At 42.6% G+C, this 19486-nt stretch carries 16 protein-coding genes; 11 read left to right on the top strand and 5 right to left on the bottom strand.

Annotated elements, in window-relative coordinates; genetic code table 11:
• Positions 1-69 precede the first annotated feature (69 nt).
• The 3 genes from MKY52_RS08080 (at position 70) to MKY52_RS08070 (ending at position 3392) form a co-directional block, all read left to right on the top strand.
• The gene (locus MKY52_RS08080) at positions 70-693 is read left to right on the top strand and encodes a hypothetical protein (protein ID WP_341050887.1); all 624 of its coding nucleotides are present in this window, start codon (positions 70-72) and stop codon (positions 691-693) included.
• 12 nt (positions 694-705) lie between these two features.
• Positions 706-2526: a cyclic nucleotide-binding domain-containing protein gene (locus MKY52_RS08075; RefSeq protein ID WP_341050885.1), complete on the top strand. Its 1821-nt coding sequence runs from the start codon at positions 706-708 to the stop codon at positions 2524-2526.
• A gap of 209 nt (positions 2527-2735) precedes the next feature.
• On the top strand, positions 2736-3392 hold the full coding sequence (locus MKY52_RS08070; protein ID WP_371915751.1) for a 2OG-Fe(II) oxygenase: 657 nt from the start codon (positions 2736-2738) through the stop codon (positions 3390-3392).
• A gap of 82 nt (positions 3393-3474) precedes the next feature.
• Here MKY52_RS08070 and MKY52_RS08065 read toward each other — a convergent pair whose 3' ends face one another.
• Both MKY52_RS08065 and MKY52_RS08060 read right to left on the bottom strand, forming a co-directional pair.
• On the bottom strand, positions 3475-4083 hold the full coding sequence (locus MKY52_RS08065) for a zf-HC2 domain-containing protein (protein ID WP_341050883.1): 609 nt from the start codon (positions 4081-4083) through the stop codon (positions 3475-3477).
• Positions 4080-4562, bottom strand: a complete 483-nt coding sequence (locus MKY52_RS08060; RefSeq protein WP_042184069.1) for an RNA polymerase sigma factor — start codon at positions 4560-4562, stop codon at positions 4080-4082. The genes MKY52_RS08065 and MKY52_RS08060 overlap by 4 nt, the downstream gene beginning before the upstream one ends.
• A 196-nt stretch (positions 4563-4758) precedes the next feature.
• Here MKY52_RS08060 and MKY52_RS08055 point away from each other — a divergent pair, with 196 nt between their 5' ends.
• Positions 4759-5100 carry a nitrous oxide-stimulated promoter family protein gene (locus MKY52_RS08055; protein ID WP_076299956.1) on the top strand — a complete coding sequence of 114 codons (342 nt, stop codon included), beginning with the start codon at positions 4759-4761 and terminating at the stop codon, positions 5098-5100.
• 52 nt (positions 5101-5152) lie between these two features.
• On the opposite strand, the gene MKY52_RS08050 is transcribed toward MKY52_RS08055, so the two are convergent.
• Positions 5153-6505 carry a uracil-xanthine permease family protein gene (locus tag MKY52_RS08050; RefSeq protein WP_341050881.1) on the bottom strand — a complete coding sequence of 451 codons (1353 nt, stop codon included), beginning with the start codon at positions 6503-6505 and terminating at the stop codon, positions 5153-5155.
• A 38-nt stretch (positions 6506-6543) separates the two neighbouring features.
• Positions 6544-7908, bottom strand: coding sequence for a guanine deaminase (guaD, locus tag MKY52_RS08045; protein ID WP_149646345.1), 1365 nt, complete (start codon positions 7906-7908; stop codon positions 6544-6546).
• A 234-nt stretch (positions 7909-8142) separates the two neighbouring features.
• Here guaD and MKY52_RS08040 point away from each other — a divergent pair, with 234 nt between their 5' ends.
• From MKY52_RS08040 to MKY52_RS08020, 5 genes are all read left to right on the top strand, one after another.
• Positions 8143-8331: a hypothetical protein gene (locus tag MKY52_RS08040; protein ID WP_042184077.1), complete on the top strand. Its 189-nt coding sequence runs from the start codon at positions 8143-8145 to the stop codon at positions 8329-8331.
• 276 nt (positions 8332-8607) lie between these two features.
• On the top strand, positions 8608-10803 hold the full coding sequence (locus MKY52_RS08035; protein WP_339244301.1) for an ABC transporter ATP-binding protein: 2196 nt from the start codon (positions 8608-8610) through the stop codon (positions 10801-10803).
• Positions 10796-11341, top strand: coding sequence for a DUF1854 domain-containing protein (locus MKY52_RS08030; RefSeq protein WP_339244302.1), 546 nt, complete (start codon positions 10796-10798; stop codon positions 11339-11341). The genes MKY52_RS08035 and MKY52_RS08030 overlap by 8 nt, the downstream gene beginning before the upstream one ends.
• A 183-nt stretch (positions 11342-11524) precedes the next feature.
• Positions 11525-12847 (top strand): MFS transporter, encoded by a 1323-nt coding sequence (locus MKY52_RS08025; RefSeq protein WP_283909800.1) that lies wholly within the window; start codon positions 11525-11527, stop codon positions 12845-12847.
• Positions 12819-13733: a polysaccharide deacetylase family protein gene (locus tag MKY52_RS08020; RefSeq protein WP_341050877.1), complete on the top strand. Its 915-nt coding sequence runs from the start codon at positions 12819-12821 to the stop codon at positions 13731-13733. The genes MKY52_RS08025 and MKY52_RS08020 overlap by 29 nt, the downstream gene beginning before the upstream one ends.
• 37 nt (positions 13734-13770) lie before the next feature.
• Here MKY52_RS08020 and MKY52_RS08015 read toward each other — a convergent pair whose 3' ends face one another.
• Positions 13771-14184: a hypothetical protein gene (locus MKY52_RS08015; protein ID WP_234539676.1), complete on the bottom strand. Its 414-nt coding sequence runs from the start codon at positions 14182-14184 to the stop codon at positions 13771-13773.
• Positions 14185-14476: 292 nt separating this feature from the next.
• Between MKY52_RS08015 and MKY52_RS08010 the strand changes: the two genes are divergently transcribed.
• Together MKY52_RS08010 and MKY52_RS08005 are read left to right on the top strand one after the other, a co-directional pair.
• Positions 14477-14854: a hypothetical protein gene (locus tag MKY52_RS08010; protein ID WP_341050871.1), complete on the top strand. Its 378-nt coding sequence runs from the start codon at positions 14477-14479 to the stop codon at positions 14852-14854.
• A gap of 263 nt (positions 14855-15117) precedes the next feature.
• Positions 15118-19428 (top strand): bifunctional 2',3'-cyclic-nucleotide 2'-phosphodiesterase/3'-nucleotidase, encoded by a 4311-nt coding sequence (locus tag MKY52_RS08005; protein WP_341050869.1) that lies wholly within the window; start codon positions 15118-15120, stop codon positions 19426-19428.
• Positions 19429-19486: the final 58 nt, after the last annotated feature.

Raw genomic sequence — 19486 nt, 5'->3', positions numbered from 1 at the left:
AAAGCGCATATTTGGATTTGTTAATCGCAATGACGCAATGATCATCCATAAATGAAAAGAGGAAATGAAATGAGCGTGAAAAAATTAGTTTTATCTATGTCAGGTACTTTTGTACTGGGGATTATCGTAGGAGGGGCTTTGTTATATAACAATTCGGTGTATAACTCTGTTAAGGATGCCCTGAATGGAAATGCCACGCAAAATTCGGTAGGTAGCGTTGATATGAGTGGTATGACACAGGTTAACATTCAGGGCATGGATCTTGAAGCAGCAATGATGGCTGTACAGTCGAATCGTGCAAGTATGTTAGAGGATCAGTTGAAAGATCAAATCGCATCCGTACAAGCCAAGAATGAAACAATCTCAAAACTGAATCAATTGCTAGGAGTGATCAATGAAGAGCTAGCGAAGCTTCCTTCAGGTGCCGAGGTCAACGCTGCTGTAAAGCTGGCAGATGACCAGGGGGCCATGTTTACTGCTATGAGTATGGCTATACCGCAAACAAAAGGGCAACTTGAGAATCTGTTGGGACAAATCAAATCACAGATTGATAGTGCAAGTAATAGTCAGCAAATGGACATGCTGCGCCTGCAAAGTCTAACGAATAAACGTAACGAAGCTTTTGATACAATGACAAATTTTATTAAAAAAATGCAAGATTCCAGAAGTAGTGTTATTGGAAATATGCGGTGATGAGTTAAACCTATGATACCAAGTGCTGCAGTCGATTTTCTACGTGACCATCCGTTATTACGAGGTATTCCTGATGATGAGCTACGAAATGTAATTAATGCTATAAAACTTGTGTCTTTAGAGGATGGACAGCGACTTCTTATGGAAGAGTCCACCTCTAAGGACTGTTTCATTATATGGCAGGGGAAAGTGCAAGTCACCTCGGTTAACTTAGTTGGGCAGGCACTGCTCTTGGCTGAACTTGGACCGGGAGAGTTAGTCGGAGAGATCGGTCTGATTCGGAACGTACAAAGATCAGCTAGTGTTACGGCAATCGGGCCAGTACAAGCGTTGCGTCTAGACCGTTCCTCGTTCGAATATTTGGCGAAGCTGAGTCCATTATTTTATGAAAGTGTACTTGTGAATACACGGATCCGAATGATCCATAGTATGCTTCGCAAAGCGACAATTTGGTCGGTCATCCCTGATGCTGAACTTCGGGGTCTTGCAGAGATTACAACGATCAAGAAAGTAACGAAGGGCGAAGAGATTATCGTAGAAGGTGCGGTAATGGATCAATTTCTCATGATTAGTAGCGGGAGTATCGAACTTCACGGTCAAAAGCGGCGCAAGACTGTTCTTCGTGAAGGGGATTTTTATGGAGAGACAGAGTTACTAACAGACACGGCTTCCTCACACACGTTGATCGCGGTAGAAGATAGTGAATTACTGATCATGGGTAAGTTAGAATTCTTAACTATACTTGACTATTATGCTCCGGTTCGTCAACAACTCATAGAGGTTCTAAATATACGAACACCCCATCTGATGGAGAGAGTTACAATTGCTTTTAGCGAGGAGTCTATTATCGAGGATAATGAATCGCTACCTAAAGCCAAAGACAATTGGATTAACCAGTTGCTGTGGCTGGTCGGTGGATTCCTTGTCTTATCCTTCTTGGCACTGTTCCTTCATAGCCAATGGTGGAAGATTGCCGCCTTAATTGTTGGAGGTGTGGTAGGTCCCCTAGCATTCGTAGCTTTTGTGAGAAATCAGCAGTTAATAGGCTTTCGTCAGAGGAGGCTTGGTTTAGTTTTTGTGTCTACCGCAATTGTTGCTATCCCTCTGGCTTGGTATTTAGAGCGGATTTGGCTTTTTGAAGCAAAAGCAAGTTCCTTTGACTTTTCGCAGTTTTACGTACCTTTGTCTGTAGCTCTAATAGAAGAAACTGCAAAATTATTAGTCTGTGTGATGCTCGTTCGAACGCGAAAAATCCATTTTCTGATGGATGCAGTGGTGTTTGGTGCCGCAGCAGGAATGGGATTTGCTGCAGTGGAAAGTATTATTTATGGATGGGTGCATATAGACGAAGCCTCTTCACTTGGGATGCTCGCCGTCCTATGGATGAGAGCATTATTATCGCCATTCGGTCATGGAACATGGACTGCGATTGCAACTGTGGGTATCTGGTATGCAAGCAGCATGCATAAGCACTTCAATTTGGGGGACAGTAAGCCGTGGACGAGAGGGCTACGTGCAATGGAGATGTTTTTGGCGGCAGTCGTGATGCATGCACTATGGAATTATCACTTTGAATCGGGTCTGATGAAGGCGGCAGCTATGGCTGTAGTCGGGTTTATAGGGCTCTATTTATTATTCTCACTTATTCGTAGGGGAAGAAAAGAGGAGTTCCATGCATTGAATATGTTGAATCCAACCACGCATGAGGCGATAAGGCATGACGATCAAGTGAAGCCCATGACGCAGGAGCTTTACTGTGAAGGCTGCGGGTCATTGTCTCCTCAGGGTACCCGCTACTGTGCTCGCTGTGGCCAAGCATTAAGGGTTAAATGATAATTAACTCTGACGTAGATCCAAAAGCTCCGTTCCTAGAGGAACGGAGCTTTTTATGCTATCTACGTATCAACGAAAAATGCGATATAAGCAAATGATGGGCTGATTTTCTAAGCCTTTGGATGTTCTGAAGTTAATCAAGCAAATAAAACCATTTTATGGTATGTTTTTTGCGATGGATGTTATAACTTGGGAGCTGCATAAGGATGATAGGGAATACGACAGGGAATGCGACAGACAAAGAACGGACGATATTTGATCATGCTGGAAATACGATTAAGACAGAAGATCGAGAGATTCGAATTCTTGCCAAGTATGAGGAACCGCTGGTTGTCTTGCTAGGAAATGTGCTTAGCGATGAGGAGTGTAATGAGTTAATTGAATATTCTAGGCAACGATTGCAACGTTCAAGAATTGGTGAAGACCATGCTGTCAATCCAATTAGAACGAGCAGTGGTGTGTTCTGTGAGGAGAATGAGACGGTTACAAGAATCGAGAAACGATTCTCTCAAATTATGAATATTCCTATCGAGCATGGTGATGGCTTGCAAGTTCTGCTGTATATCCCTGGCCAAGAGTATCTACCCCATCATGATTTCTTCACACAAACGAGTCGAGCAAGTAGCAATAATCGAATTAGTACGCTCGTGATGTATTTGAATGATGTGGAGGAAGGTGGAGAAACAGCTTTCCCTATGCTTAATTTAACAGTGAGTCCTAACAAAGGTATGGCGGTCTACTTCGAATATTTTTACGATAATCATGAATTAAACGAGTCCACCTTGCATGCAGGTACGCCAGTGATCAAAGGCGAAAAGTGGGTTGCAACGATGTGGATGAGAAGACAAGTCCTTCGCTCATCATAGAGGTATGAACAGATACTAAGTTCCACATGGAGTATCAGTAAAGACACCTTAAAAGGTGTCTTTTTTCGTTTAACGGCAATGTCTACTCCACCAAAACGCCATTAATGAACGTCATAGTTTTATCTTTGAACTCAAGGATAAATTTGTTTGGAAAATCCAGATCGGTTTGAATCTCCGTCCCCAACATTACTTTTTTCCCTACATCATCAAAGGGATTGTGAATCAAGCCTCTAGGGGTATACCTAGTTTCGGAACCGATCACATTATTATTTTCATCGCGGATAAATTTAGTTTTTCCTGAGAACACCAAGTCCTTGCCGTTTTCCAAAGTCAGATGAACCTCCAAATGAGTCTTTGTCTTCTGATAATCGATGGTCACATCTTTAGAGGACACAGGGAAGCCAATCACAAAAAGTCCAATAAGAGCTGCAGCCAGTATGATTACCGATAAGATGGAAAGGACGATTACCTTTATGTTTTTTGATTTCACCTTTTTAAAATAATTAAGTTTGTTAACCTCTTCTTTATCAACAATAGGCACGTTTAGATTTGCTGTTGCGGTCATTTCATGATATGACTGAAGGCAGCTTTCGCAGGTTTGCAGATGTTTTTCAATTTCTTCGTTGCTATGTAAAGAGGTTAGCTTTTCGATATAGGAGGGCAATAAATCCTGAATGATCTCGCATTTCATGAAGATCTTCCTTTCATTAATTTTTGTTTTCCACGGTAAAAGGTAACTCTTGCCCAGGTTTCATCCCTTCCGAGAATTTCGCCAATTTCCCGAAAGCTGAATTCTCCGGTCAAACGCAGATACAATACTTCCTTGGTATTTGGATCAAGTAAATGAAGCTGTTTAAATAACTCCATTTTGTCTTGAGCTAAAATGAACTCAGTTTCTGTTGAATTTGCGTTAGAAAAAGGAGGGTCTTCTAATTCACAAGTCTTCCTTTTGTTCTGCTTGTCCAGTTCCTGATACCACACATGCTTAGCAATCTGACAAAGCCATACATATACTTTGCAGGTTCCATCGTATTTGTGTATGGACTTTATAGCTCTATAAAAGGTTTCTTGGGTGATTTCTTCTGCCAGTAAGTGATTATGACAAAAACTAAATACGAATTTATATACTTGGGTTGAATATTCCCTGTATAATTCCTCGTTGTCCTGCATCCGTTCACCTCCTCACTTTATATATCCGTAAAAAGCTATAAACGTTACAGCCTTTCTAAAATAATTATGAGTATAACGAAATAACGCCTTGGGTGTGTAGTATGATAAAAATCCTTAGAAATGTAAAAAAAGAAGGACTGCTTTTCCTCTATAATTAGATGAGATCTTATTTTACAAGTTACAAGGGGGCTCATAAATGACTATAAAGGTGAACCGACAGTTAAATGAAGGTCCTAAAATTCAAAAAGAACAAGATATTGTCACGAAAATGATTCGTATATATTGTAAGAAAAAACATCACCATAAGGGGCTTTGCAACGAATGTCAGGATTTAAACGATTATGCTCTGAAGAGGTTAGCTTACTGTAAGTTCGGGGAAGTGAAAACGGCTTGTGCTAAATGCCCTATTCATTGTTATAAACCGGAGTATCGTCAAAGAATAAAAGGGGTTATGCGTTTTTCAGGTCCATGGATGTTACTATATCATCCCATTGAATCAATTAGGCATATTCCATTACCCAATAAGCTGAGGAAATAAGTAAAAAACGGACATCATTTGATGTCCGTTTTAAGATCTAGCATTTTACGTTCTATTTTCCACTTGGCAGTAGTTTATTCAATAAGATCGCAGCCAATGAAGCCGCTAGAATAGGTGAACCTAATAAATATTGCACGAATGAAGGTAAGGAATGCAAGTAGTCGCCAGGAATGAGTACCAAAGCTAACGTGATAATCATCGGTATTGCGATAATGTACATTTCTTTCTCGCCAATCGTTACGTTCTTCATTACCTGTACACCATTAATTGCAATGATCCCGCAGACGATAGCGAAGACGCCGCCGATTACAGCGGATGGAATCGAGGAGATCAGAGCAGCTAATTTACCAGAACAACCGAAGAGGACAAACCATCCTCCTACAGCGAGGAAAACCCGGCGGGAGGCAACACCTGTGATGGAGATAATACCCGCATTGGTAGAATAGCCTGTTACAGGTGTTGAACCGAGTGCAGAAGCAATAAGACAGCCAATCCCCTCACCGATAACCCCTTTATTAATATGTTGGTCTGTTAAAGGTTTATTGATTACGTTGCTGACAGCAAACCAGGTACCTGTTGTTTCAGCTAGCAGTACGAGATAAATAATAACCATGGTGATAATAGCCGAAAAGTTGAACGAGAATCCGAAATCTACAAAAGCGATACGCGGCATGCTAAACCAGTTCGCTTTGCTAATCGCTGAGAAATCTAACACACCCATCAAGTTAGCAGAGATACATCCAACTACTAATGCCATCATGACGGAAATAATTCGGAAGATCGATCCTTTATTACGGAACATAGAACCGAGAATCACGAATAAAAGGAGTGTACCTGCTGAAATAAGGGCTAACAAAACGTTCTGATTGATTGAAGCGCCTGAAGCTCCATAGATATTGTCTCTTATAGCAACAGGTAATAAAGAAAGACCAACTATGAATATGATCGTACCACCTACAATGGGTGGGATAAAGTTCTTAACGATTTTATTAAAGATCCCGACATAGCCCAAAATAATAACTAGAACCGCACCGATTAAGCTGGCACCTAACACGGAACTCCAACCCAGCTCCCCGCCGCCACTAGCGGCATAAATACTGACAATCGCACCAAGCGGAACATAAGATGGACCTTGCGCGATAGGAAGCTTCATACAGAAATAAGTCTGCACAATCGTTGCAAGTCCAGCAGCAATAAAGGTAGATTGAATCAACGCGCTTGACTGATTCGGTTGTAAGCCGATTAACATTGCAATCAGGAAAGGAACTACATAAACGTCCATTGCCAATACATGTTGAAAGCCTAGGATGATGGATTTACCGAAGGAAACTTTTTCATCGGGTAGAACGGTTAATAGTTGTGACTTCAATGGCGCTTGATCTTGTACGTTTGCTTGTGTTTCCACTCAGATGCCCACCTTATATTTTCTAGTTTTATCGATCCTTAACGTGAATGAACCTTTTCACCCTGTACCCAGACTTCACGGATATTCTCAGGTCGAGCTAAATACATCATCTTTTGAAACACGTCCTCTAAATCTTCATTCCCATCAAAAATAGGCAATCTAGCCGAAGGTAATTTCGTATCAATAATTTGAACATCCCATGTATAGCCTTCTAGTATCCGACCGATAGGCAAGCTTAAACTTTTACCACCGCCAGCAGTAGCAAGATAGAAAGCTTCATCAATCTTAATCCGTGATCCTAGTAATCCACGCTCTTGTGCAGGAAGGGAAGGATTAACGCCATCCTCTAGCATTCTTGAAGACATTACAGCTTGTCTTATGTTATCGAAGAGACTAGGTGAAAAACCTCCAGAAATATCAGACCCTAAACCAATCTCTACACCTTTGGAGTGGAAATGAGCGATAGGGATGACACTATTGGCAAAATAAGCGTTTGATATCGGACAATGCGCAATAGCCGTTCCTGTCTCCGCAAATAACTCTACATCGTCTTCTTCTAAAAAATTACAATGTGCCATTACAGATTTATCACGGAGTAGACCGAAATCATGCAAGGCAAAAGCATCGTTCTTCTGGAATCGTTCTTGTACATAACCATGTGCCCAATCACTTTCACTACAGTGCGATTGAATATGAGTATCATATTTGGCGGCTAAGTCTCCTAAACCTTGCAAAGCCTCATTCGTACAGCTAGGAATGAACCTAGGTGTCACTACTGGATAAACGCCTTGCTTAGTAGATTTGGCTAGTTCTTTTACCGCTAGTATAAATTCTTCTGTATCTTTAAGTGCGTTGTCGGTGTCAGTGTCGCGATAGTATTCTGGATTTCCTTGAGGGTCGTCCATTACCACTTTTCCAACGAGTCCGCGTTGCCCTTTATCCGCACATATTTGGGCTAATAGTAAACTGGCTTCTTTATGCACCGTTGCAAAATAAAGGGCTGTAGTAGTTCCGTTCGCAAGTAAAGTATCAACCACATCATCGTAGACCTTTTTAGCAAAATCCAGGTCCGAAAACTTAGACTCCAGTGGGAAGGTGTACGTATTTAACCAATCATAGAGTGGAATATCTAATGCAGTTCCAGATTGAGCCCACTGCGGGGCGTGAACATGCAAGTCGATAAAGCCAGGCAAAAAATACTGACCTTCAGCTAATCGATGGAAGTTATCTTGGCCTTGATAAGTTGCTAGTAAAGTTTGATAGTCGGGTTCTTCTGGTGAAACGATCTTTTCTATCATTCCATCTGTATTAATGCAGTAGAGATGGTCTTTTAAAATTTGAATTTCCTTTGGTGATTTGCTTGAAAATGAAGTACCTAGGAATATTTGCATATATTCAGTCATGATTTCCGCCTTAATGTTCGTCTTTTGGTGTTCGTTTGTTATTATAATCCGTAAAAAATGATAAGTCTATACCTAAAGTCGAACGAATAAAAGGGTTGGGCGCTGAATTATGCTCTGATTAGATCATAATTGTTAGCATTTCGTAAAATGTATGCGGTTACTTACTTATGCTATAATACATATAGATAAATTAGGTTAAGCGCTTAAGAAAAATGGGTTAGGAGTGTTACTGAAATGAGAAGATATAACTTTTGGCGTCCGATCATGCTTATTATTGTCGCGTTGCTTACGAGAAGCCTGGTGACTAACGTATGTATTTTGTTTGGTATGCAGACTGAAGTAGCGAGTAGTATAGGTACGCTGGGCATGGTCATCGCCGGTTTAGTGATGTATAATCGCATGAACATCCGTCGTCGAAAATAACGAACAGATTTCTAGAATCCGATCTATTTGGTTAATTAATAAGATATGAAATTAGCGCAGGAGCATTTGTTGACCTGTTATACATAAAAATAAATCCATCGGGATTTGTTTTTAGGACATAGCCAGTATCATAGAAAATAATGAAAAGGACACCCTTAAGGGTGTCTTTTTTGGGTTGTTCAAGTAACTATACAAAATAATTATAGTCATTCTTTCATCTTTACCACTGTAAATATATGTGAGTAAATAGGTGGGTAAAGAAAGGGGAGAAAAAGAATGCCATATGTTGATAAACTTCCCAAGTCTATAGAAATGCAGCTTACGGAACAACCGTTATTCCACTTTGGATCTGATTTGATGAAAGATGGACAGTTCGGTGAGCAATGGCTTGTATTGACAGAGAAGGAAGTGTCCGTTTGGGGAACGGACGGGAGAATGGTTTCGAAGTTTTTTGTTTCGAGCATAACCGATGCTCGAGTAGTAGGTGGGGTAGGAGGCGGTTCGTTACTTGTAGATACTAAAGAGGGTCCAATCATTCTTATACGTTATACCGCATCGCTTACCTCTATATTTGGATATGCCTCTAAATTAATTGCTGCTGTAGCTAAAGGGGAAGAGCGGCCAACGGCTTCTGAAAAAGAATTTCCAAGACATTGTCCGAAATGTCGCAATCCGCTACCAGACGATTCTCAGACCTGTCCGGTGTGTAAAAGTAACGGCAAGGTTCTATTTCGAATGTTAGGTTACGCTAAGCCGTATAAAATCCAAATGATCGCAGCAGCGATTATGCTGATTTTCACTACATTGATAGAGCTTGTTCCACCTTTTTTGACGAAAATGATTGTAGATAACGTGCTAACAAAAAAGGACATGGGTTCAACACTGCTATGGATTGTAATTGGGCTTGCAGCCACCTCTCTGGTGGTTACTTTAATGCAGACTGTACGTGGACTTATCGGGGTATGGATTGGCTCGAAAATTATGGGTGATCTGCGTCATGATGTGTATCATTCCTTGATGAAATTGTCGTTATCTTTCTTCGATCGAAGACAGTCTTCGCAATTCATTGGACGGGTAAATAATGACTCTGAGGCGATGCGACAATTCATGACAGATGGCGTAATATGGGTCTCGGGTGAATCATTAAGGGTGATCGCAATCTTCGCCATTATGTTTAGTATGGATTGGAAGCTAACGCTGCTAGCCATGCTACCTATGCCGCTTATGGTCGTACTATCGACTGTATTATGGCCGATGATTGGCAGACGGTGGTACCAGCAGTGGAGATCTATTTTTAGACTAAACGCTTTGGTTGGCGATTCTTTGCAGGGGATTCGTGTGGTTAAAGCATTTGGTCAGGAAACTACGGAAATGTCACGTTATACTGTCGCCAATAAGGAATTGGTGCGGCACAATATCCGGATTGAAGGCTTGTGGCAGGGAATGTTCCCCGCCTTTGCGTTAGTTGCTGGCGTAGGTACGCTATTAATTTGGTATTATGGCGGCAGAACGGTGCTTGATGGGCAATTATCTATTGGTACACTAATCGCTTTGGTGACTTACCTCGGGATGCTCCTCGGACCTTTGCAGTGGGTAAGTCAAATGATCAATTGGGCCAGTCATGCGATTTCAGCTGCAGATCGGGTTTTCGAAATTATGGATACACCATCCGATGTGCCTGACACTACGAACCCAGCTGATATTGGTCGTGTTAATGGTGAGGTAGAGTTTAAACAGGTCACTTATGGATACGAAAAGCATCACCCTGTGCTCAAGAACGTGGATTTAAAAGTAGGTGCAGGAGAGATGATTGGTCTGGTCGGACATTCAGGTGCTGGGAAGTCGACCTTCATCAACATGATTTGCCGATTCTATGACACAGATGAGGGTACCATCACCATCGACGGGGTGGATATCCGAAATATTAGCCAGTCTGACCTTCGGAGTCAGATCGGTGTAGTGCTGCAGGAGACATTCCTGTTCGACGGCACGATTGCTGAGAATATCGCTTATTCTAAACCGGACGCTACAGAGCTGGAAATTATGCGTGCTGCTAAAATTGCCAATGCACATGACTTCATCGTTCAGCTACCTGATGGCTATGACACAAGGGTAGGAGAACGTGGGCATAAGTTATCCGGAGGGGAGAAGCAGCGAGTGTCTATTGCCCGAGCAATAATTCACGATCCGCGGATTCTAATTCTGGACGAAGCAACGGCTTCTGTGGATACAGTGACTGAGCGGCAAATCCAAGAAGCGATCTCGCGTCTGGTCAAAGGTAGAACGACATTCGCCATTGCTCATCGATTGTCTACTTTAAGAAATGCCAATCGGCTCGTCGTGCTGGAACGCGGTAAGATTATTGAGGTGGGTACGCATGAAGAATTGCTAGCAGTAGAAGGGGCTTACTTCAAACTGGTCGAAGCACAGAAAGAAATGTCCCAGATCAAGGGGGTAGAAGTGCATGAGTGATCCAATCAGCGTCAGTGATGAATTGAAAGCTCAAGATAAAGATAAAGATCCCTATGAAATTAACATTTTTGAACCGGGTCTGATTTCCTTTAGCCGTAGTCAAGGTGGGGTGTTTCAAGGGGTAATAGAAGGTAAGGTTTATGAAGAACTAATCCTTTTTCGTATATTTCCTTTTCAATACAACACCCAGTATATTTCTGTGAGAAATTCTAAGAGTGAGGAGATTGGTGTCATTCGTGACATTGATCAGCTGGATGAGGAAAGTCGGGGGGAAGTGGACAAAGAATTGCAGCTGCGATACTTTCTTCCCGTTGTGACCCGAATTGATTCCATCAAACAGAAGGCAGATATGTGGATTTGGGAGCTGCAAACGAATCTGGGGCAGACCCGTATCGTTATGCGTAACCTGCATGAGCATATGCAATACCCGAGTCTTTACCGCATCATTCTTACTGACGTCAACGGAAAAAGATGCGAAATTCGTGATTATTCCACTTTGGATATTCAGAGTCGGAAAAAGCTGAAAGACGTTTTATAGTGGAAGAAGCAAAGTGCTTGGTAGTTTATACTACTGAGCACTTTTTTGAATTGTGTAAACATCCGCGGTTATCCCTCCTTTATGATGAGGAAACACATTAGATTGGAGCAAATTTGTCACTAAACTTCCAGTATATGTGGTAATATATTACAACTAGATGATTACTATATGGGAGGTATGTGAGTGAAGCATAAATGGATGAACTCGCCGTACACCTTTGCTTTAGGGATGTTTGCGATGATGGTTCCCAGTCAGGCTTTTAGTTCTTTTTACAGTTATTTTTATGTGGAGAAATTGGGCTTGGGCATTGGACTTGCTACACTGGCCAGAACAATCTTTCTGATCTGGGATGCGGTGAATAATCCGCTGTTTGGATACTGGTCAGACCGCACAAATACCCGCTATGGTCGGCGTAGACCCTGGGTGTTCGGCTCGATTCCGTTATTTATGCTGGCGTTTGTGCTGGTGTTCTCTCCCCCTGGCGGTTTATCCGAGAATGGACTCTTCACTTGGTTTTTAGTGACACTTATTTTCTATGAGGCTGTCGCTACGGTCTTGTGGGTGAACTATGGCGCACTGCTCCCGGAGCTCTTCCGTGGAGATCGTATTCGGGCAAAAGCATCGGCGATTCAGCAAGGGTATCAAGTGGTTGCTCTGTTAATCGGTACGGCTCTAACGCCCATCCTATTTGCAGCAATTAACTTCTCTAATATGGCTATTGTGTATGCCTGTGTCTTCGGCGTGTTTATGTTTTTATGTATGATGAATGTCCAAGAGAAGAAAGAGACCACTAAGACTGAACCTTTGAAGCTCATTCCGGCTTTTCGGGAGACGATTCGAAATAAGAAGTTCTGGGTGTTTAATATTTCGAATTCTTTTGCTCAAACGGTTAATGGACTTGTAAGCTCGATGATTCCCTTTTATGCAAAATATGTTCTACATATTTCAGAAGCACAAGTGTCTATTATGCTCGCGGCTGTCTTTGTCTCGGTCATTCCATTAGTGTTCGTGTGGTATTGGATTATTCGTAAGATGGATGGGGTCAAGGCATGGCGGCTATCGCTTATCCTATATGCGTTATCTGTCATTCCGCTATGGTTCGGTTATGATCTTGTAAGTGGTGTAGCCGCTGGCATTGTTGTCGGTTTCGGACTAGCAGGATTTCTAGTAACCCCAGCGATCGTAGGTGGCAAAATTATTGATGAGGATGCGGAGAAGACAGGTCTGAGAAGAGAAGGCATCTATACCGCGGTAAGTGGATTCATCACTCGTTCAAGCGGATTAATCTCGGCGCTAGCCTTTTTTATTGTAGGGATGATCTTTGGTTACAAGGGTGGCGATGACCCAGGGTCTGATCCAGAAGCAACGTTCCGGTATTTAATAAGCGTGGTGCCGTTATGTCTGCTAGCGATATCTGTTGTCATATCTTTTACTATTAAATTTACATTTACGGGGCAATTGAGAGGTGATGCTGACTATGAGCAAAAGATTAATCATCAATTGTGATGATTTTGGGCAAAGCCCTGCCATGAATCAGGCGATTATGCATCTATTAGAAGAGGGAAAAGTATCTTCAGCGACGATAATGGCGGTTGCCCCTGGATTCGAGGAGGCAGCTAGATGGTGTAGCCGTAGGCAACAACGAAATGTGGGCCTTCATTTGACGATGACTAGTGAGTTTGAGGCTTTACGCTGGAGCAGCCTGACTGGGGATTCTTCACTACATGATGATGGCGGGCATCAATATAAGACGGTAAAAGAGTTTGAGCAGGGGGCACAGACAAAAGCTGTGCTGAAGGAGATTGTTGCGCAGTATGAGAGAGTGAAACAATCCGGAATCGTGATTAGTCATGTAGACAACCATATGGGAAGTTTATATGGAATGGAAACGGGACGCAGCTTGCTCCCGCAGACGTTGTGGAGAATTTCGCGCTGGGGATTGCCATCCCGGTTCTTTCGATACATCCATCCAGAGGATCCTCTTCTGGGATCGCTGAAAAATATTGAACGACCTGTTGCACTTGGATCCGGGCTGGCCGATACACTTGGAGTCCCGATTCCTGATTACTTGTTGTCGCATCCTTTTGGTGTGGAAGAGGGTGAGACGTACGATCGTTTCAAACAATCCATTATCACCAAGATGTATTCGCTACCTGATGGTGTTAGTGAAACCTATATTCATCCCGGAATCGACGATCCGTGGATGCTTGCAAATATACCACATTGGGAGAAGCGAGTCTGGGAATATCGCCTACCCTTTGATGATGATTTTACCTATGCGATTCGTGATGCTAGTGTTGAATTAACAGACTATCGCTATGTACAGGAGTATTTAAAGCGTCCACGGGTAAAATCTGCGGGGAGACTTTTGAAGAAACTGATAAGTTCATAAGGAAAAATAAAAAGACACCTTGAGGGGTGTCTTTTGACTATCCCATTAAACCCTTCAGTCCATTCAAGAATGGGGAAATAGATTTAATCATATTGTAGCCCATTTTCACAACCGGCATTGTTCTTTGGATCATCCCTACGAAGCCCATAATTCTACCGAATCCTGAAGCGCCTGAACTTGCAGCCTCGGTAGCGCCAGCAGCCCCTCCTCCCATTCCGAAAAGTGAGCCGAATAATGGCATGAGTCCTGATACGTTCGCTTTCCGGGAGCGGGAAGAAGAGTGTTTTTTTGATTTTTTGTTTTTATTTTTACGTGGTTTGGAGAGGGTCAATCCATCCTTATCGAGGCCAGTTATCCATCCTACATACGTACGTCCATCATGAAGCGTAACGCACACAGGTCTACCCTTGAGCTGTTCAGCTCGCTTGCGAATTTTTGCTCTGTTTGACATTTGTGGATCACCTCATTGGTCTATTTAATTCTATATTACTCAGATATTCTGGTGTTGCTTGTGCGGGTTCATCATTAATATGAAAAGAAAGTCCAAAAAATGGATAAGAAAACGTTATACGTAAATATCCATCTCAGAGGTCTTTTCTTATAGTCAAAGCAACAGAAGCTGATAGATCGAATGAATGAACTGAGCTACAGCCCCAAGTATCTCTCGTGAAAGTCCATTGCATTTATAAAGGTGTTCTTCCGCTTATAAGATTCGAATACCAATTAGTGAACGGGGTGGAAGGATGTTATCTGCATGGATTGGGAGTATTACTTTTGCGGGAGCGGCGATTCTTTACATATTACTGTCTTTAGGATTACCTTATGGTGAATTTGCAATGGGTGGCAAACATAGAATCATGCCCTCACAGATGAGGATTGCGTGTGCGATCTCAGTTGTTATACAACTGATTGCAATCTTGTACTTGTTGCAGGCAGGCAACGTGACCTCTATTGGATTACCTTTTGATAGAGGCGTATGTTACTTTTTTACAGTCTATCTAATTCTCAATACCGTAATGAATATATTATCGAAGAGTAAAAAAGAAAGACTTGTGATGACACCTTTGTCTTTAATCACGGCAATTTGTTTTGGGTTTACTGCCATCATGAGTGGGTCTTGAGAGAGTTATTATCAGATAAAGATTCGACGTGTTTTGATCTTATGTATGCGCTTTCTTGGGACGCATCTGTATAAGGTGTGTTTTTTTGTATGTCTAGAGACTCTTGATCTAATAAAATAAAAATGTGACCTAGGTCTTTCTTCACACGTTAATATATTTGACACGAATTTATATTAATTTTACAATCCTATACTTTTTCGTCATGTTTGTGTGATATAATATCACCGAAATTATGTAAAAACTACTAGGGGGAATAAATCTTTATGGGATGGAAGACACGATGGAACAAGCCTCTCGCTTCTGTACTAGCAACTGCAGTGCTTTCAGCACAGGTACTAGGTGGAGTCGTTTTGGGTACGGTTTGGAGTCCGGACAAAGCCGAAGCCGCATCTGATGCCACAGCCAAACTCCGGTTGATGAGCACCACGGACGTACACACCAATGTCTACGGCTGGGACTATTTTAAGAATGCAGCTTCTACAACTGTAGGACTCGATCGGACAGCTACGTTGGTTACTTATGCTAGGAGCGAATATCCTGATAATAATCTTCTGCTCGACAATGGGGACTTGATTCAAGGTACGCCATTGGGTACTTACATCGCGAATGAAAGTAATTTAGTAGAATCAGAGACTAAGCTACACCCTATGATTGCGGCTATGAATATTATGGAATATGATGTTGCGACTTTTGGTAATCATGAATTCAACTATGGGCTGGATTTCTTGAAACGTACTATTAAGGGCAGTGCTAATAATCCATTGAGTGGTGCCGACTTCCCCTATGTAAATGCCAATATATATATTGATGATAAAGATGGTAACCCAGACAATGACGTAAATGCTTTTGACCCTTATGTCATTATCGACAAGACAATAATGGATAGCGATAACCAACCTCAGGAAATTAGAATCGGCGTACTTGGCCTTGTAACCCCTCAGATTATGGAATGGGACAAGGTTAATCTGGAAGGCCATGTCATCGCCAAGGACATTGCAGAAACTGCAGCGAAATATGTTCCTATCCTGAAGAGTGAGGATGTCGATGTAATCGTAGCAATGGCACATACCGGCTTCGATGCAAATGCAGTTGAAGGTACTGATGCGGAAAACGCTATCAATCTTTTAAGTAAAGTTGAAGGCATCGATGCGATTACTTTCTCGCACACCCACAAAGCGTTCCCAACAGGTGATAATGCAACGCTTGATGCTTCTTTTAAAGATCCATTAACAAAACTACCATATAATAACGCTCAATCCGTTGTTGATAATGTTTACGGCCACATTAATACTACTCCGGCTGTGCAAGCAGGTTACGGTGGGGGTTACCTGGGGCTGATTGATCTTAATCTGGTGCAGGAAGGCGGCAAATGGAAGGTCGACAAAAAGAACTCTAAAGCTTCGACCCGCTCCATAGCCAATGCTAAACCGGATCCTGCTATTGATGCTGCTGTTGCGGCAGACCACCAGGCTACTATTGACTATACAGACCAAGAGCTAGGCGTTACTACCGCTCCGATGAACAGTTATTTTGCAATGGTTCAGGACGATCCTACCGTGCAAATTGTTACCAATGCCCAGAAGTGGTATGTGGAGAAGTATATTGACACCAACCTTCCACAGTACAAAAATCTTCCGATTCTCAGCGTTGGCGCTCCTTTCAAGGCTGGACGTAACGGTCCTTCTGAGTATACGAGTATTGAGAAAGGTCCGCTGACTATTCGCAGTGCGAGTGACTTGTACCTGTATGACAACACGCTGAAAGCTATTAAAGTCAAAGGCTCTGTTGTTAAGGAATGGGTTGAAATGAGTGCGGGCGCATTTAATACCATCGATGTGAAAAGTGCAGCTTCACAAAGTTTGCTCAATGGAGATTTTGCGGTTTATAACTTCGATGTCATTGATGGCATTAAATACACAATTGATGTAACTAAACCTGCAAAATATACCCCTACCGGAACAATTAACGATGCTTCATCGAGTCGTGTGAAGCAAATTACGTATAAAGGTAAAACTTTGGATCCAAACCAAGATTTTATTGTTGTGACTAACAATTACCGCGCAAGTGGTGGTGGGAACTTCCCGGGTGTGAAAGGTTCAGAGATGGTAGTCGATTCACAAGATGAGAATCGCCAGATCCTCATGGATTACATCAGAGAAGTAGGTACCATTGATCCTTCTGCGGATGGGAACTGGTCTTTGGCTCCTATTTCGGATGATGTGAATATCACCTTTACTTCGTCACCAGAAGCGGCAAAAGTTGTGCCATCCAACATTAAGGATACTGGTGCAAAAGATATTAAGGGATTTAGTATTTATAAACTGGCTCTCCCAGTTAAGGATGTAGAAGTTCACCTTCTGGGAATCAATGATTTCCATGGCCAACTGGATACAGTTTCTACAGTAAGCAACAAGAATGTGGGAACAGCTGCTATTCTTGCGACTTATCTGAAGGAAGCACGGGCTAAATATGACAATGCTCTACTCTTCCACAACGGAGATTCCGTAGGTGCATCTGCTCCTGTATCCTCGCTTGAACGCGATGAACCGACGATTGAGTGGATGAACATGATGGGATTTGATGTGGGTTCCCTGGGTAATCATGAATTTGACCAAGGTGTCGATGCACTAATGACGCAACTTTATGGCGGTGTGGACCCTAAAGACAGCAATGTTACCCACAAGGGTACGAATTTTGATTATGTTAATGCCAATGCGGTGAATGCCAAAACTGGCGACCCGATTATTAAGCCTTATGTAATTAAAGAAGTGGGCGGTGTGAAGGTCGGCTTTATTGGCCTTGTAACGAAGGCTACACCAGGCAAAGTTTCGCCTTCCGGCACAGCTGGCGTATATTTCCTCACTCCTGAGGAGGAAGTGGCGGCTGTTGAAAAATATGCTAAAGAGCTTCAATCTAATGGTGTTGAAACGATTATCGTGCTTGCGCATGATCCTGCCACAACTAAAGATGGCAAAACTACAGGTGAAGCAGCTGATCTAGCTAATGCGCTTCCTGCGAACTCCCCTGTTGACGTTATCGTTGCTGGTGATAACCATGCTCTGGCAAATGGAACGGTAAACGGCAAGCTGATTGTACAAGCATACTCTTACGGTACAGCATTTGAAGATATCAAGCTGATCATTGATCCTAAAACAGGTGATGTGAAGGAAAAGTCTGCTGTAGTAACCTCGACCTTCCATGACGGTGTAACACCGGATCCGGAAAGTGTAGCGCTGGTTAATACTTACCTTGAGAAGCATCCTGAACTTACTCAACCAGTAGGTACAACAGACGGAACTATCACTCGTACTGATGCATACAACAATGAGGCTGCGCTTGGTAACCTGATTGCTGACGCTATGCGTACTGCTGATTTCGGCGATGGTGCAAAGGCTGCTGATTTTGCCTTTATGAATCCAGGTGGTATCCGTGCGGATCTTCCAAAGGGTCCTGTAACCTTCGGAGACCTTGCCAAAATTCAGCCATTCGGCAATACGCTTGTGAAGCTGACACTGACTGGGGCACAAATTAAAACGTTGCTGCAACAGCAATGGAATGTAAAAGCTGATGGAACACCAGATATCAAAACGCTGCAAATTTCGGGATTGAAATATACAGCAAACATGTATCTTCCAGTACCTGACCGCATCGCGAGCCTCACATTAACCGATGGAAAAGCAATTAATCCTACGCAGAAGTATACAGCTGTAGTAAACAACTTTATGGCTGCAGGTGGGGATAATTACAAGGTTCTGACTGAAGCTAGTGACTCATTGGCTGGGCCTATTGATTTGGACGTATTCTACGACTATATTGTGAACACATTTGATAGAAAAGAGATTAAAGCAGCTATTGAAGGTCGGATTGTTAACAATTTGAAGGATGTAAATCCTACGCCGACACCTAGTCCAACAGCACCAACAACGGCACCAACAACGGCACCAACAACAGCACCAAAACCAACAGTAACACCAGCGCCATCGACAGCACCAACAGCAACACCAGCGCCAACTACTGCTCCAGCAGCAAACTTCAAAGATCTGGGTAAGGTAGCTTGGGCGCAAGAAGCTGTTCAAGCATTGGCTGCTAAGGGTATTATAAAAGGATTGGATGCTAATACTTTTGCACCAACCAAAACAGTGACTAGAGCAGAATTTATTACAATGCTGGTACGCGCACTGAATCTGACGGGTTCGGCAACAACCAGTTCATTCAGCGATGTTAAACAAGGAGTTTGGTACACAGATTCTATCGCCCTTGCGGTGAAGGCCGGACTTGTACAAGGCTCTGGAAATGGTAAATTCGAACCGGGCCGTGAAGTGACTCGTGAAGAGATGGCTATTATGATTGCTAATGCATTGAAAGATAAACTACAGCCGATTGATAAGAATGCAGCGCTGGGCAAGTTTGCAGACAAGTCCAGTATTGCTCCTTACGCACAGGACGCTATAGCACAACTGACCCAATTGGGAATTGTTAACGGTGTTGAGGGTGGTAAATTTGCACCTAAGGGCATAGCTAACCGCGCTCAAGCGGCAGTCATTATCTACCGTATGCTTGAACAAGCTTCATAATCCGATAGTTCTTCTAAAAAGTGTATCGATGATCCCTAATAGGGACTCGGTACACTTT

This window comes from Paenibacillus sp. FSL P4-0184 (genome assembly GCF_038004625.1).
Taxonomy (GTDB): Bacteria; Bacillota; Bacilli; order Paenibacillales; family Paenibacillaceae; genus Paenibacillus_AQ.
Note: the sequence above shows the minus strand (reverse complement) of the source record. Positions and strands in the feature narration are given on the sequence as shown.